This is a genomic window from Streptomyces sp. NPDC043870 (assembly GCF_056435785.1).
In genome coordinates this window covers 165,868-180,834 of sequence record NZ_JBWKDT010000004.1, presented here as the reverse complement: position 1 = coordinate 180,834, position 14,967 = coordinate 165,868, and the positions used below count along the sequence as shown (strand labels likewise).

Annotated in this window: 12 protein-coding genes; 6 read left to right on the top strand and 6 right to left on the bottom strand. The window is 72.5% G+C overall.

Annotated elements, in window-relative coordinates:
- Positions 1–15: 15 nt before the first annotated feature.
- Both AC0699_RS07280 and AC0699_RS07275 read right to left on the bottom strand, forming a co-directional pair.
- The gene (locus AC0699_RS07280; RefSeq protein WP_478656742.1) at positions 16–2,892 is read right to left on the bottom strand and encodes a helix-turn-helix transcriptional regulator; all 2,877 of its coding nucleotides are present in this window, start codon (positions 2,890–2,892) and stop codon (positions 16–18) included.
- Positions 2,893–3,122: 230 nt separating this feature from the next.
- Complete coding sequence (locus AC0699_RS07275; RefSeq protein WP_478656739.1) at positions 3,123–4,922, bottom strand: S8 family peptidase; 1,800 nt, start codon at positions 4,920–4,922, stop codon at positions 3,123–3,125.
- A 442-nt stretch (positions 4,923–5,364) separates the two neighbouring features.
- On the opposite strand from AC0699_RS07275, the gene AC0699_RS07270 reads away from it, so the two are divergent.
- Positions 5,365–5,784 (top strand): DoxX family membrane protein, encoded by a 420-nt coding sequence (locus AC0699_RS07270; protein WP_478656737.1) that lies wholly within the window; start codon positions 5,365–5,367, stop codon positions 5,782–5,784.
- Positions 5,785–5,813: 29 nt separating this feature from the next.
- Here the strand turns inward: AC0699_RS07270 and AC0699_RS07265 are convergent, their stop codons facing one another.
- Positions 5,814–6,788: an ArsR/SmtB family transcription factor gene (locus tag AC0699_RS07265; RefSeq protein WP_478656735.1), complete on the bottom strand. Its 975-nt coding sequence runs from the start codon at positions 6,786–6,788 to the stop codon at positions 5,814–5,816.
- 60 nt (positions 6,789–6,848) lie between these two features.
- Here AC0699_RS07265 and AC0699_RS07260 point away from each other — a divergent pair, with 60 nt between their 5' ends.
- Positions 6,849–8,054, top strand: coding sequence for an MFS transporter (locus AC0699_RS07260; RefSeq protein ID WP_478656732.1), 1,206 nt, complete (start codon positions 6,849–6,851; stop codon positions 8,052–8,054).
- Positions 8,055–8,262: 208 nt separating this feature from the next.
- Here AC0699_RS07260 and AC0699_RS07255 read toward each other — a convergent pair whose 3' ends face one another.
- The 3 genes from AC0699_RS07255 to AC0699_RS07245 form a co-directional block, all read right to left on the bottom strand.
- Positions 8,263–9,534, bottom strand: a complete 1,272-nt coding sequence (locus AC0699_RS07255) for an RNA polymerase sigma factor (protein WP_478657200.1) — start codon at positions 9,532–9,534, stop codon at positions 8,263–8,265.
- 3 nt (positions 9,535–9,537) lie between these two features.
- The gene (locus AC0699_RS07250; protein WP_478656729.1) at positions 9,538–9,942 is read right to left on the bottom strand and encodes a YciI family protein; all 405 of its coding nucleotides are present in this window, start codon (positions 9,940–9,942) and stop codon (positions 9,538–9,540) included.
- Positions 9,943–10,063: 121 nt separating this feature from the next.
- Positions 10,064–10,495, bottom strand: a complete 432-nt coding sequence (locus AC0699_RS07245) for an SRPBCC domain-containing protein (RefSeq protein ID WP_478656726.1) — start codon at positions 10,493–10,495, stop codon at positions 10,064–10,066.
- A 267-nt stretch (positions 10,496–10,762) separates the two neighbouring features.
- On the opposite strand from AC0699_RS07245, the gene AC0699_RS07240 reads away from it, so the two are divergent.
- The 4 genes from AC0699_RS07240 to AC0699_RS07225 are packed head-to-tail and all read left to right on the top strand — an operon-like array spanning position 10,763 to position 14,965.
- Entirely contained in the window at positions 10,763–11,983 is a 1,221-nt protein-coding gene (locus AC0699_RS07240; protein WP_478656723.1) for a cytochrome P450, read from the top strand.
- Between the two features lie 29 nt (positions 11,984–12,012).
- A complete protein-coding gene (locus AC0699_RS07235; RefSeq protein ID WP_478656721.1) occupies positions 12,013–12,747 on the top strand; it encodes a (Fe-S)-binding protein in 735 nt (244 codons plus the stop codon).
- The gene (locus AC0699_RS07230; protein ID WP_478656719.1) at positions 12,744–14,219 is read left to right on the top strand and encodes a LutB/LldF family L-lactate oxidation iron-sulfur protein; all 1,476 of its coding nucleotides are present in this window, start codon (positions 12,744–12,746) and stop codon (positions 14,217–14,219) included. Before AC0699_RS07235 ends, AC0699_RS07230 begins: the two co-directional genes overlap by 4 nt.
- Positions 14,216–14,965: a LutC/YkgG family protein gene (locus AC0699_RS07225; protein ID WP_478656716.1), complete on the top strand. Its 750-nt coding sequence runs from the start codon at positions 14,216–14,218 to the stop codon at positions 14,963–14,965. Before AC0699_RS07230 ends, AC0699_RS07225 begins: the two co-directional genes overlap by 4 nt.
- Positions 14,966–14,967 lie beyond the last annotated feature (2 nt).

Genomic DNA, 14,967 nt, shown 5'->3' with positions numbered 1-14,967 from the left:
GGGGTTTCTTTTGGATCAGCCCGGTGCCGGGCCGGTGTCCGGCGCGAGTGGCGCCGTACGCCGGCCCGGCCACGAGCCCAGCGCGGTCGCCAGCTGCGCGCGTGAACGCACGTCCAGCTTCTGGTAAATGCGCGTCAGCCGGGCCTCGACCGTCTTCACGCTCAGATAGAGCCGGGCCGCCGCCTCCTGGTTGCTCGCCCCCTGACCGACGAGCTGCGCCAGATGCAGCTCCGCCTCCGTGAGGGAGGACAGGGCGCCGCTGCGGGACGGGGCGGGGTCGGCGGCCCCGGACGGGGTTTCCGTGGCCAGCGCCAGCCACGGCGCGGCACCCGCCCGCTCGAAGACCGTGGCCGCGGACTGCAGCGCGCTTTGGGCGGCCGACCGCCTGCGGCGGCGGCGCTCCACGCGGGCGAGCGTGACCAGCGCCCGGCCGCGTTCCAGGGGCAGACCCGCTGCGCCGAAGGCCTCGGCCGTGTCCGTCAGCAGCGCCGCGGCGTCACCGTGCTTGCCGCCCGCCGCCAGATACAGCGCGAAGGCCCGGTCGCAGCCGAGCAGCACGGTCGTCCGGCCCAGGCGTTCCGCGACCGGACGGACATCCGCGAGCAGGTCCGCCGCCTCCTCCGGGGCGTCGTTCGCCAGCAGCGCCTCGGCCAGCTCCTCGTGCCAGCGCAGCATGGACGGGTCGACAGCCGACTGGGCACGCTCGCTCGCCTGCACCCGGCGCAGGGTCTCCAGGGCGTTCGCGACATCACCGGTGACGAGCTGGACCCGGCCGAGCGCGTACAGGCTGCGGGAGAGAAAGACGTGGTCGCCTTCCTCCTCGGAGGCCTGGGCGCTGCGACGTGCGTAGCTGGCGGCGCGGGCGAAGCTGCCGCCCGCGGTCTCGGCGAGGGCCAGCGCGAACCAGGCGGGCCCGGGGGAGAGGCCGGCCTCCAGGGTCAGGGCGAGCGACCGCCCGGCGTGCGAGAGCGCCGCCGCGCACTGGCCCTGCCGGGCCTCGACCTCCGCGAGCGTACGGAACAGTTCGATGGCGTCCTCGACCGTGCCACGGCGCTCGACGAGCGGCAGCAGGGCGTTGAGCTGGTCGCGGGCATCGGTGAGCCGGTCGTCGAAGAGTGAGTGACGGATCGTCAGGATCTGGGCCGCGTTACGGATCCCGAGCGGACGCTCGTCCTTTTCGAGGACCCGCGCCTCGGCGAGCACCCGATCGGCGTCCGGCGAGCCCAGAACCCGTTCCATGCGGGCCTGGACGGTCAGCGCCCTGGCCGTCGTCATCCGGTCACCGACCGATGAGGCAAGCGCCACCGACTCGACGGCGGCGGCCCGGGAACGTACCGGATCGCCGTCGGCCAGCACGTACTTCACGGCCAGCCGGAGCTGGACGGCCGCCCGGAGCGCAGTGTCGCCCTCCGAGTCCTCCATGGCGTGCACGTAGATCTCGTCCAGGCCCGTCAGTCCCTGACCGGCCGTGTCCAGTACCGCGAGCCGCGCCCGGACCCGGTCGGCCGGTGACGCGTCACGGGCGAGGAGATCCGTCGCGGCGCGCATCGCCAGATCGGCGCGGGCCGCCCGTGCGGCCTCCTCGGCGGCGTCCACGAGCCGGGCGATCCGCTGGGCACCGTGGCGGACCGGCGTGGACTCGGCGGCGAGCAGGGCGAGTTCGGCGGCCAGCGCGCTGTTCCCACGGCGCCGCGCCGCTTCGGCGGCGGCCGCGACCTCGGCGGCCAGCTGCTCGTCGGGGATGTCCGTGGCCAGCGCCCGGTGCCGGACCTCCTCGACGGGGTCGTCCACGACCCGCGCCAGGGCCGCGTGACCCTCGCTGCGCTGGGTCCAGCAGGCGTCGTGCACCAGGGTCGACGGCAGCACGCCGGCCGTGAAGGCCACCGTCCCGTCCTCCGTGAGCGAGACCAGACCGGTCCGTTCGGCGGCGGCCAGGTCGGCCTCGGCGGTGGGGCGCCCCGCGCGGCGGATCAGCGACGCCGTCGGGCGCAGCGCCAGTGCCGCCAGCAGGAGGGTGCCGCGCACGGCGGGGGAGGTGACACCGAGGAGCTGCCGGGCGAGATCGCGGGCGCGCCCGGACAGGGACAGCGCCTCGGCATGGTGCACCGGCGTCCGCGCGTCGGCCAGGGACCGGCCGACGGCCAGCGCGAGCCGTGGGTTTCCGCCGCTGGCCCGGTGGATGCGGCCGGCCATCCGGGACGGCAGCCGGTGGTGGATGAGGAGTTCGGCGATCTCGTCGGCGTGCAGCGGGGCCACGTTCAGGACGTCGGCCTCGGACGGCACCCACAGCGGCTCCGGGCCGACCGCGTCGGAGCCCGGCCCGTACGCCTCCGGGGTCTCCACGGCGATCACCCGCAGCGCGGGCGGCGCCAGATGCAGGGCGAACCGCAGCAGATCGGCGCTCGCGGCGTCCATCCGCTGCATGCCGTCGACGACGAGCAGGACCGGGCCGCGCGCCGCGAAGGCCCGGAGGATCTGCGCCAGGGCGAGCCGCAGGGCGATGGGGTCCCAGCCGCTCTCGGGGACCGGCGCCTCACGGCACAGCATGGCGACGGCGCTGCGCTGCGGACCGGGCAGCGCTTCCAGGATGTCGTGCGCGCGGGACCCGTCGGACCCGCCCGGATCCCCGGCCGCGGGCCAGGGCACGCTCGCCGTGACCGACGCGACGAGCGCGGCGGCGGCGGCGCCGGGTATGCCGCGGTCGGTGGGGAGTGTGGCGAGCCGGAGCACCGTCTCACCGCGGGACTCGGCGCGGGCGGCGGCGGCCAGGGCGACCTCGGACTTCCCGACCCCGGCGGGACCGGTCAGCAGGGCACGGCCGCGGTTGTGCAGGACCCGTTCGAGGCGGTCGAGGAGCTCGGCCCGGCCGACCGGCGCTGAGGGTCCCCCCACGCCGGCAGGGCGTAGCGGGACGTACGACGCGGACGTCACGTACCCACCACCACCTTCCGGCGTGCGCGGGCCCCCTGCCCGTTCGAGCAGAGGATACGAAGCACTCCGCCCCAGTCCAGGCCCCTTGTCCGGCATGCGGACAGGTCTGGACCGGAGCGGCGACGGGGCGCGCCCGCGGCATATGCCGTGGACGCGCCCCTGACCTGCGAGAATGCCGATGTGCGGCTGTCTCAGAAGGTGAGACTCCAGGTGTCGATGTAGCCGGTGTCACCCGAGGCCACATCGCGGACCTGCAGCTTCCAGGTCCCGTTGGCGGCCTCGCTGGAGGCGTCGACCGTGTACGTCGCGAGGACGTTGTCGGCGCTGTCCGAGCCGGAGGAGGCCTTGAGGTTGCGCACGGTCCCGTCCGGGGCGATCAGGTCGATGACCAGGTCGCCGCGCCAGGTGTGCTTGATGTCCACGTCGACCTTGAGGGCGGCGGGGGCGTTGCCGGTGCGTCCGGTGACGGCGATCGAGGAGGACACGGTCGAGTTGTCGCTGATCGCGACATCCGTCCCGTTGGTGAACGTCGTCCCCCCCGGGGTGGTGCCGGTGACGGCGTTCACGGTCTTCGTCGCGTCGGCGATACCGGAGCCGCAGCCACCCGAGCAGGTGCCGGGCAGCGGACGTGCGTTGGTCTTGATCGCGGACTCGATGTCGGCCGGGGTCAGCGCCGGCTTGGCGGACTCCAGCAGCGCGGCGAGACCGGCGATGTGCGGGGCGGCCATCGAAGTGCCCTGGTAGGGCTTGTAGTTCTCGGTGGACTGGGTGGTGGCACCGGAGTTCAGCGTGGAGAGAATGCCGTTCTCCGGCGTGGTGACGGTGCCGGGCGTGTCGGTGGCGCGACGCGTCTCACCACCGGGCGCGGCGACATCGACGATGCTGCCGTAGTTCGAGTAGAAGGACCGGTTGCCCTCACGGCTGGTCGACGCCACGTTGATGATGTTGGCGCAGTTGGCCGGGGTGAAGCCGGAGGCGTTCGCGTTGCTGTTGCCCGCCGCGACGACCACCGTGGTGCCGCGCGAGACGGCGCCGTTGATGGCGTTCTGGTAGACGCTCGGGCAGGTGGAGCTCGCGCCGCCGAGGCTCAGGTTGATGACCTTCGCCGGGGTCGCGTTCGCCGGGATGCCGGGAACGCTGCCGCCGGACGCCCAGGTGATCGCGTCGGCGATGTCGGCGGACGAGCCGCCGCACTTGCCGAGCACCCGCACCGGCTGGATCTTGGCGTTGTGCGCGATACCGGCGACACCCTTGCTGTTGCCGGTCGTCGCGGCGATGGTGCCCGCGACGTGCGTTCCGTGCCAGGACGAGTTGCTCGCCTTGGACCCGGTGCCGCACTCGCCGTCGGTGGCGTTCCAGTCGCCCTCGTCCTTGGCGTCGGCGTCACGGCCGTTGCCGTCACGGGCGTCGGCGGACGTCGAGATGAAGTCGTAGCCGGAGACGACGTTGCCGGCCAGGTCCGAGTGGGCGGCGTAGCCGGTGTCGATGACCGCGACCGTGACGCCGCTGCCGGTGGCCTTGTCCCAGGCGCCCGGCACGTTCATTCCACCGGTGGCCTCGAAGAGGTCCCACTGCTTGGTGTATTCCGTGTCGTTCGGGGTGACCGCCATCGCGTAGGCGCGGATGTCGGGCTCCACCGAGGCGACCGACGGGTCGGCGCGGAAGGCGGCCATGACGTCGGCGACGTCCTGCTTGGAGGCCTCGCCGCCCAGGTTCACCAGGGCGGCGCCGCCCGCGAGCCGGCGTTCGAACGACAGGCTCTCGCCGGTCTCGGCGCCCTTGGCCTTCGCGTCGCCCGCGGCCGCCGTGTTCGAACCGGCCTCGGCCGTCTTGGACTTGTAGGTGACGATGACCTTCTCGACCGGCGCGGCCGGCAGGGTGGTCATCGACTGCGAAGCCGGGGCGGGCTTCGGCGAGGGGTCCCCCGAGGCGGCGGCGAACGCCACGGAAGAGGTGGCGGCGACACCGATGATGGTGGCGCTCGCAGCCACGACGGATATGAGTCTCCGTCCGGAACCGTTCAAGATGTTCCCTTTCAACTGACGGTGCGGAGCGCGGGCGGGCGGCGCTGGGAATCGCGATTTGCGATGTGGGGGGTCGCGATTCACGGCTCCCCGGGCCGGGTGAGCCCGTGCGCCGCCGCCGGCGCGACGGCCCCTGGTCGAGAGCCGCCACCGGACGAAACACAGCGTTTACATGCACCTGACATCCATGAGTCAGAGGCTGGGAATCGCCGGTGCGGCAGACAGTAGGGAACGGCGAGATGAACGCGATACGGGGAAAACCCTTGTCGGGCCCGAGGGAGCTCCCGGGGAGGGGCCGCGGGCCTCTTCCGTCACCCGCGTGACCTGCGGTGAAGGCTCCCGGAGGATCATTTCCACAACCCGGGGGACAATGTAAGTGATTCAACCATTCCGATTCCGGGAGGGTGGCATGGATGTCCTGGTGTTGATCGGACGCATCCTTTTCGCCGTGGTCTTCCTCGCCTCGGCCGTGGGGCACCTCACCCAGTCCAAGGAGATGGGCGCGTACGCCGCGTCGAAGGGCTTGCCGGCTCCCGTGCCCGCGACCGTACTCAGCGGGGTGCTCCTGCTGCTCGGGGGGCTGAGTGTCGCCCTCGGCATCTGGGCGGACCTGGGAACGCTGCTCCTCGCCGTGTTCCTCTTCCCGACCGCGGTCCTGATGCACCCGTTCTGGAAGGAGACCGATCCCCAGACACGCCAGCTGGAGCAGGTGATGTTCCTGAAGGACATGGCGCTGGGCGGAGCAGCGCTGGCGCTGCTCGCGTTCTTCTCGTACGTGGGCAACGACCTCGGTCTGACCATCACCGGCCCGCTGTTCCACATCAGCTGAATGGTCTCAGCGGCATCGGCCGACCGGCCTCACCCGGCCTCCTGGGCCTTCACCAGGGCCTCGCCGGCGGCTGTGCGGTGGTACAGCACGGACCGGCCCGCCCGCCGCCGTTCGAGCAGACCGGCGTCGAGCAGGACCTTGAGATGGCGGCCCACCGACCCCAGCCCCTGGCCGGTCAGCGCCACCAGCTGCGTCGTGCTCTTCGGCGTGCCGAGGAGCACGAGGACGGCCGCCCGGCCGGGCCCGAGCAGCCGGCCCAGGGACTCGGGCACCGATGCCCGGTCCGACTGCCCGGCCAGAGTGCCCGAGCACGGGTACACCACCGCGTACCGGTGCGGCTGGTCCCATGCGACCCAGCCGTGGCGCGGAGTGACGGGGACGAACAGCAGCTGCGCCCCGGAAATCTCCCGCGGCGGGTTGTCGTACGGATTGATCTGCAGCCGGCCCTCGCCGAGCCAGCCCATCCCCGGGCGCATGGCGCCCAGCACGGCGGCCCAGCCGCCCTGGCTCAACTGCCCTGTCCGCGCGACGACATCGGCCTCGATGATCCGCCGGCGCCGGGCCCAGTACGGCAGCACGGCCTGAGCCCACACCCACTCCAGCAGAGCCGCCGCGCGCTGCGGCAGATCGCCGCGGTGCAGCGGTACCGGAAGCGGGCCGCCCAGCGACACCTCCAGGTCCGCCCGGGCGGTCCCGGCCGGAGTGTCGCGTATCCGCGCCAGCTCCTCCTCGAAGACGAGTTCGCCCTCGCCCGCCGGTGGCGGCGTGAGGAAGTCCGCCGTCCACCGGTGACCCAGTGCCGCCCGCACGAGGAGCGCCGTGACCGGGTCGGCGGCCAACCGCTCCTGATACGCGGGCAGATGGGTGTCGAGCCACGCCAGCTCGCCCGGATGCGCGGCCGAGCGTCGCTCCAGAGCCATCAGGCTCGCCGTGACCTCGGCCAGCGGTGAGAGAACGAAGCGGCTGCCCGCGAGCGTGTCCGTACCGACCTGCCACCAACCCATCGTTTCGCCTCCCCGCGAAACAGTAACGCCGTCGCGCCGGGCCGCCCGAGACTGCCAGGCATGCGCACCTACCGAGAGCTGTTCCGCACACCGGAGTTCACCCCCCTGTTCCTCAACACCACCACGCAGATCGCGGCCTCGACCGTGAGCGGGCTGGCCATGGGCACACTGGTCCACTCGGCGACCGGCTCGCCTCTGCTCTCCGCGCTGGCCATGTTCGGGCCCTCGCTCGCCCAGGTGGTCGGTGCGACCATGCTCCTGTCGGCGGCCGACCGGCTGCCGCCGCGCGCCGCGCTCGCCGCGATGCCGCTGGTCTTCGGGCTGGGCACCGCGGTCATGGCCCTGCCCGGGCTGCCGGTGTGGGCCGTCTTCGCGATCCTCTTCGGCCTCGGGACGATCGCGGCCGTCGGTGGCGGCGTACGAGGCGGACTGCTCAACGAGATCCTCACGACGGACGGCTATCTGCTGGGCCGTTCCGTCCTCAACATGTCCGTCGGCACGATGCAGATCTCCGGGTACGCGGTCGCCGGAGTGCTGGTCACCGTGCTCTCGCCGCGCGGCACGCTGCTGACGGCCGCGGCCCTGTACGTCATCGCCGCCGCCGTGGCCCGGTTCGGTCTCGGCAAGCGGTCGCCACGTGCCGCCGGGCGGCCGTCGATCGCCGACACCTGGCGGAACAACGCGCTGCTCTGGTCGTCCGGGCCGCGCCGCTATGTGTATCTCGCCCTCTGGGTGCCCAACGGGCTGATCGTCGGCTGCGAAGCCCTGTTCGTCTCCTACGCGCCGTCACACGCCGGTCTGCTGATGGCCTCGGCCTCACTCGGCATGCTGATCGGGGACATCCTGGTCGGCCGCTTCGTCCCACGGCGGTGGCGGGAGCGCCTCGGCGCCCCGCTGCGTCTGCTGCTCGCCGCTCCGTTCCTCGTCTTCGCCGCTCGCCCGGCGCTGCCGGTCGCGGTGGCCGCCGTCGTGCTCGCCTGCATCGGCTACGCGGCGAGCCTTCTGCTCCAGGAACAACTGATGGCGCTGACGCCACACGAGCTGAGCGGACACGCCCTCGGACTGCACACCTCCGGCATGCTCACGATGCAGGGCGTCGCGGCCGTGCTCGCGGGCTCCGTCGCGCAGTTCACCTCGCCCGCGACGGCGATGACCGTGATGGCCGCGGTATCGGTCGCGGTCACCCTGGCCCTGGCACCGGGACTGGCGCCCCGCCCGGACCAGCCCGACCGCACACCGCCGGCGCCGCGCCGGGTGCCGCGCTAGGTCGTGTCTTCAAAGTCCCGTCTGCCCGGCGACGCCCGGCACGCCCGCTCGCTGCGTTGTCGTCAGTCGCCGATGCTCCGCATGGGCTCCTTCCTCCGCCTTGCGATCGCACGCACCAGACGCCGCCGGGCCCGCCCTTCGGGCGGACGACGCTACTTGGAAGACACTCCCTGGCCCACGCCTTCAGCCGCGCCGCCCGCGCTGCCTCTCACCGCTGACCCGCACCGTTCGGGCCACCACTGAGCCGGGCGGCGCGGATCGCCAGATAGTGCCGCTCCGGAAGGCTCGTCGTACGCTTCGCGGCCGAACGGTAGTTCTCCACCGCCGCTTCGCGCTCGCCTGCCATCTCCAGAAGATGGGCCCGCACCACGTACAGCCGGTGATGGCCGGCCAGACGTCCACCGGCCTCCAGGGCGTCCACGATCCGCAGACCCGCCTGAGGGCCGTGCACCATGGCCGCGGCCACGGCTCGGTTGAGGGAGACGACGGGGCTGTCGGAGAGCTGCTCCAGCACCCCGTACAGCGCGAGGATCTGCGGCCAGTCGGTCTCCTCGACCGTCTTCGCCTCGTCGTGGAGGGCAGCCACCGCCGCCTGGACCTGGTACGGCCCGAGCGGACCCCGCGGCAGCGCCTCGGTGACCAGCGCGACGCCCTCGGCGATGGCCTCGGCGTCCCACCGGCCGCGGTCCTGCTCGGCCAGCGGGATCAGCTCACCGCCCGGACCGGTCCGCGCCGCGCTCCGGGCGTGGCTGAGCAGCATCAGCGCCAGCAGACCGGCGACCTCACTGTCCTCGGGGAGCATCCGGTGCAGCGCCCGGGCCAGCCGGATCGCCTCCCGGGACAGCTCGACGCGCTGCAGGTCCTGGCCGGCGCTCGTCGCGTAACCCTCGTTGAAGATGAGGTACAGGACATGCAGAACGGCGTCGAGACGCCGCTGCCGGTCGTCCTCGTCGGGCATCCGGAACGGCACCCCCGACGCCTTGATGCGCTGCTTCGCCCGGCTGATCCGCTGCGCCAACGTGGCGTCCGGCACCATGAAGGCCCGCGCGATCTCGGTCGTCGTCAGTCCGCCGACCGACCGCAGCGTGAGCGCGATCGCCGCCGACGGCGTCAGCGCGGGGTGGCAGCACATGAACAGCAGAGTGAGGGTGTCGTCCTCATCCACCGCCGCCTCACTGTCCGCCGCGGGCGCCGTGCGCCGGTCCGAGGGCTCACGCCGTGCGGCGAGGTCCTCCCGGCGGCGCCTCGCCTGATCACTGCGCAGCTGCTCGGTCATACGCCGGCTCGCGACCTGGATCAGCCAGCCCCGGGGATGGTGCGGCAGCCCCTCCTGCGGCCACTGCAGCGCCGCCGCCAGCAGCGCCTCCTGCACCGCGTCCTCCGCGGCGCCGAAGTCCCCGTACCGCCGCGTGAGCACGCCGACTACCTGCGGCGCGAGCTCACGCAGCAGGTCCTCGGCGGTCCGGTCGGCTCCGGTCAGCGCTCACACGTCCTCGGTCGGTGCCGACATCACCTGGCGCACCTCGATCGGCATGTTCAGCGGGGCGCCGCCCGGCCCGGGAGCGGCCGAGACGAACGCGGCCAGTTCCACCGCCCGCTCCAGGGTCTCGCAGTCGACGATCCAGTACCCCGCCAGGAACTCCTTGGTCTCCGGGAACGGCCCCTCGGTGACGACGGGCGCGCCGCCCGCGGCCCCGGCCCTGACGATCCTCGCGGCCTCCGGCATCGCCAGGCCCTGCCCGTCCACGAACTCCCCGCTGTCCACCATCTTCTTGTTCGCGTCATGCATGAACGCGATGTGGGCCCGGATCTCCTCGGGGGTCCAGGTGTCGATCCGGGGGAAGTCGACGGTCGTCTCGCTGAACTGCATCAGCAGCATGTACTTCATGGTCCGCTCCTGTTCCTGCGGGGCGCCCTCGTGACGCTCTCACGGGTAGGTAGAAGCACACGCCGCGTTTTCGACATCCCCGCGGAAATCCGAGCAAGATTCTTCCGGACCCGTCATCCGGTCAGCCCTGCACCGGGAAGTTCAGCGGCTCCCCGGTCTCGATGAGGCTCTTCAGACTGGACAGCAGCATCGGCCAGCCCGGCTTGACGATCTTGAGGAACTCGCCCTCCGGGTCGAGTCCGCCGTGCACCACGTTCAGATGCGTGACCTCGCCCATCGGGTCGAGCTCGTAGGAGACGACGGACGGCCTGCCTCCGTTGAGGTCCGGCTGGTCCGTCTGGTGCCAGTCGTAGACGAGGTGCTGAGCGTGCACCGCCTGCTGCACGCTGCCCTGGCCGTCCGGCGACCGGGTGGTCAGCGTGGAGCCTGCCTGCCAGTCGGTCTCGAAGGTCATGCCGAAACGCCAGCGCGGCACCATCGCCGGATCGGTGAGCGCTGCCCAGACCTCCTGCGGGGTGGCGCGAACGTACAGGTCAAAGACAAGACTCGTCATCGAGGCTCCAGCGGCGGCCCGGGTTCATCGGCGCCCCAGCGTGTCATGGCGAGCCAGGGCGGCGGCCGTCCCGGCGCGGGACATGCCGAAGCGATCACGCGACCAGGGGCGCCGCCCGGGACCCGGCCCTCCGGCACGGGCCACAAGCGGAGGGCCCGTACCTCCTACCCGCCTGCTGCGGCGGCGCCCTTCCGCCGCCGCGGGGCCTCGGGCACCATGGCCGGACCTGCACCGTGTCACGGATCCTTCCCGTCCAGGAGGCGCCGCGTGGAGTCGACCGACCACGACACCCTCGATGCACTGCAGCGCGAGCCCTACCCCTTGTACGCGCGGGCCCGGGAGACCGAAGGGCTCCTGTACGTCCCCGAACTGGCCTCCTGGCTGGTCGCGCGTGACGAGGACGTACGCGAAGTGCTGCTGAGGGCGGACGACTTCTCCTCCGCGCAGGCCCTGCGACCCGACGTGATGCCCTCGCCCACCGCGCTGGCCGTGCTCTCCAAGGGCTTCGGCAAGCGGCCCACCGTCGTCTCCACCGACGGAGCGGCGCACCGGCGTCACCGCGCGCCGCTCAACCGGGGCCTGTCCGCCGCGCGGATCGCCGCGCTCGTGCCGTACGCCGCGGAGCACGCCACGGCGCTCGTCGACGGCTTCGCCGCGGACGACCACGCCGAGCTGATGTCGGCCTACGCCCGGAAGCTGCCGGGCGCGGTCATCGGGAAGCTGATCGGACTGGACCCCGACGACGTACCGGCCGCCGTGCACGGCGGCCACCGGGCGGAGCAGCTGCTCTTCCGGCCGCTGACGGAGGACGAGCAGGTCGCCGCCGCGGAGGACGTCGTCGCGCTGCAGCGGATGCTCGACCGCTACCTACGTGCCAGGCGCGAGAGCCCGCGCGAGGACCTCTGTTCCGCGCTGGTCGCGGCGCTGGCCCCCGGCACCGGAGAGCTGTCCCTCGACCAGCGCCATGAACTCGTGTCCAACCTGCAGAACTTCCTCATCGCCGGGCATCTGACGACGACCGCCCTCATCGGCACCACGCTGCTCCATCTGCTCAGCCACCGTTCCCAGTGGGAACTGCTCTGCCGCACACCGGAACTGATACCGGCCGCCGTCGAGGAGGCGGCCCGCTACGACACCGCAGTCCAGGGCTTCCGCCGCACCACGACCCGGCCCGTCACCCTCGCCGGAACCGAACTTCCGGCCGGGGCCACCGTGTTCGTCGCGTACGGCTCGGCCAACCGCGACGAGCGGCGCCATGACCGCGCCGGCGAGTTCGACATCACCCGTACGGCCCCGAGCCGGCACGTCGCCTTCGGGCACGGAGCCCACGGCTGCCCCGGATCGCAGCTCGCCCGGGAACAGCTCCGGCTCACCGTCGAGCTGTTCAGCAGCAGGATGCCCCAGCTGCGGCTCGCGGCGGACCACCGGGTCACGATGCGCCCGACCCTGATCCACCGCTCACCGGAGACCCTGCACCTCGTCTGGTGAGCGCCCCGGCACCGGCATATCCTCCGCCCATGCGCGTCGCACTCTTCGTCACCTGCGTCAACGACGCCGTCTATCCGTCCACAGGTGTGGCCACCGTCCGTCTCCTTGAGCGACTGGGGGTGGAGGTCGACTTCCCGGCCGGGCAGACGTGCTGCGGCCAGCCCCAGTTCAACACGGGCTACCGGCGCGAGACCGAGCCCCTGGTCCGGCGCACGGCACGCGTCTTCGAGGGGTACGAGTACGTCGTCACCCCCTCCGGATCGTGCGCCGCGATGATCCGCCACCACTATCCGCGGCTCGGCGACGCCTCCGCGGCCTCGCTCGCGTCCCGTACGTACGAACTCACCGAATTCCTCGTCGACGTGCTCGGCGTCACCGACGTCGGCGCGTACTTCCCCCACAAGGTCACCTATCACCCCTCCTGCCACGGACTGCGGCTGCTGGGACTCGGTGAGCGGCCGCGCAGGCTCCTGGAGGCCGTCAAGGGCCTCGAGCTCCTCGAACTGCCCGGCGCCGAGGAGTGCTGCGGCTTCGGCGGCACCTTCGCCGTGAAGAACGCGGACGTGTCCGCCGCGATGGGCCAGGACAAGGTGCGCAGCGCCGCCTCCACCGGGGCCGAGGTGCTGTGCGGCGCCGACAACTCCTGCCTGATGCACCTCGGCGGCATCCTCGGCCACCGGGCCGAGCCCGGGAACGGCGTACCGCTGCGCGCACTCCACATCGCCGAGATCCTCGCCGGTACCGAAGAGGAGCCTCACGTATGAGCGGGACCTTCGTCGGCATGCCGTCCTTCCCGACGGCGGCCCGGGAAGCCGTACACGACGTCACCCTGCGCGCCAATCTGCGGCACGCCACCCACACCATCCGCGATAAGCGCGCCAGGGCGGTCTCCGAGCTGGCCGACTGGGCACAGCTGCGCGAGGCCGGACGACAGATCAAGGACCATACGCTCCGTCACCTCGACCGCTACCTGGAGCAGTTGGAGGAGCGGGTCACGGCCGCTGGCGGCACCGTGCACTGGGCCGCCGACGCCGACGAGGCCAACCGGATCGTCGCGGACCTGGTCAAGGCCACCGGTGAGCGGGAAGTCGTCAAGGTCAAGTCGATGGCCACGCAGGAGATCGGCCTCAACGAAGCCCTGGCGGCCGAGGGCATCTCCGCGTACGAGACGGACCTCGCCGAGCTCATCGTGCAGCTCGGCGACGACCGGCCCTCGCACATCCTCGTCCCCGCCATCCACCGCAACCGCGGCGAGATCCGCGACATCTTCCGCGACCGGATGGGCAGCTGGGGCAGGCCCGCCCCGGACGGGCTCGGCGACACCCCCGCCGAACTCGCCGAGGCGGCCAGGCTCCACCTGCGCGAGAAGTTCCTGCGCGCGAAGGTCGGGGTGTCCGGCGCCAACTTCATGGTCGCCGAGACCGGCACCCTCGTGGTGGTCGAGTCGGAGGGAAACGGCCGGATGTGCCTGACCCTCCCCGAGACGCTGATCTCCGTCGTCGGCATCGAGAAGGTCGTGCCCACATGGCGTGACCTGGAGGTGTTCCTGCAGACCCTGCCTCGCTCCTCGACCGCGGAGCGCATGAACCCGTACACGAGCATGTGGACCGGTACGACGGGCTCGGGTACGACGGGCACCGGTACGACGGATACCGGCGCGACGGACTCCGGCAGCACGAGTGACGGTCCGCGGACCTTCCACCTGGTACTCCTCGACAACGGCCGGACGCAGGCCCTCGCCGACGAGGTCGGCCGGCAGGCGCTGCGCTGCATCCGCTGCTCGGCCTGCCTCAATGTCTGCCCGGTGTACGAACGGGCCGGCGGCCATGCGTACGGCTCCGTCTACCCCGGCCCGATCGGTGCGATCCTCAGCCCCCAGCTGCGCGGCATCACGAGCGAGATCGACGCGTCGCTGCCGTACGCCTCGTCGCTGTGCGGGGCCTGTTACGAGGTGTGCCCGGTCGCCATCGACATCCCCGAGGTGCTGGTGCATCTGCGGGAGAAGGTCGCGGAGCAGGGCGGGAAGGGCCACCGGCTGGAGAAGGCCGCGATCAGGGCGGCGGGCTGGATCCTGGACCACCCGGCGGCGTTCGGCGCGGCCGAACGCCTCGCCGCCGGCACCCGCCGTGCCCACCCCGCGAGGCCGCCCGGCGCCGCCGCCTGGACCAACAGCCGTGACCTGCCCGAACTCCCCGCGGAGCCGTTCCGCGACTGGTGGAAGAAGAACCGCACATGACTCCCGCACCGGACCCGTTCCCCGCCTCCACGCCCGGCACGGGCCCCGAGTCCGCCGGGACGGGTTCGGAGCCCGCCGGAGCGGACTCCTCGTCACCGGCCGCCCGTACCTCCGGGCGGGGGTCCCGGGGGCTGATCCTCGCCCGGGTACGAGCAGCCCTCGACGGCGCGCCGGAGGCACCGGATGTGAGCCGCGGCTATCTGGGCTCCCACACCCCCGACGACCCGGACGCGCTGCTCGACCTGCTGCACGAGAACCTCGCCGACTACCGGGCGCTCGTCCACCGGAGCGACGCCGAAGGGCTGCCCGACGTGCTGGCGAGGCTGCTCCGTTCGCGCGGGGCGCGCAGTGTGCTCGTACCGCCGGGGCTGCCGCCGCACTGGCTGGCGGCGGTGGACGCCGCCCGCGTCGCGGACCGTGCCGAATCCACCGCGCAGGAGCTCGACGCCGTCGACAGCGTGGTCACGGGCTGCGCGCTCGCGATCGCCGAGACCGGCACGATCGTGCTGGACGGCGGCCCCGACCAGGGCCGCCGCCGGATCACTCTCGTCCCCGACCACCACATCTGCGTGGTCCGGGCCCCGGAACAGGTCGTCGCCTCCGTACCGCAGGCGCTGCCCCGGCTCGATCCCACCCGCCCGCTGACCTGGATCTCCGGTCCCTCCGCCACGAGCGACATCGAGCTCGACCGGGTCGAGGGCGTGCACGGCCCCCGCACCCTGGAGGTCGTGCTCGTCGTCGGCTGACG

Excerpts from the sequence above, each read along its gene's own strand:
- AC0699_RS07250 (WP_478656729.1), bottom strand. The coding sequence starts at position 9,942 with ATGAAGTACATGCTGCTGATGCAGTTCAGCGAGACGACCGTCGACTTC.
- AC0699_RS07270 (WP_478656737.1), top strand. The coding sequence starts at position 5,365 with ATGGATGTCCTGGTGTTGATCGGACGCATCCTTTTCGCCGTGGTCTTC.
- AC0699_RS07225 (WP_478656716.1), top strand. The coding sequence starts at position 14,216 with ATGACTCCCGCACCGGACCCGTTCCCCGCCTCCACGCCCGGCACGGGC.
- AC0699_RS07265 (WP_478656735.1), bottom strand. The coding sequence starts at position 6,788 with ATGGGTTGGTGGCAGGTCGGTACGGACACGCTCGCGGGCAGCCGCTTC.
- AC0699_RS07230 (WP_478656719.1), top strand. The coding sequence starts at position 12,744 with ATGAGCGGGACCTTCGTCGGCATGCCGTCCTTCCCGACGGCGGCCCGG.
- AC0699_RS07260 (WP_478656732.1), top strand. The coding sequence starts at position 6,849 with ATGCGCACCTACCGAGAGCTGTTCCGCACACCGGAGTTCACCCCCCTG.
- AC0699_RS07245 (WP_478656726.1), bottom strand. The coding sequence starts at position 10,495 with ATGACGAGTCTTGTCTTTGACCTGTACGTTCGCGCCACCCCGCAGGAG.
- AC0699_RS07235 (WP_478656721.1), top strand. The coding sequence starts at position 12,013 with ATGCGCGTCGCACTCTTCGTCACCTGCGTCAACGACGCCGTCTATCCG.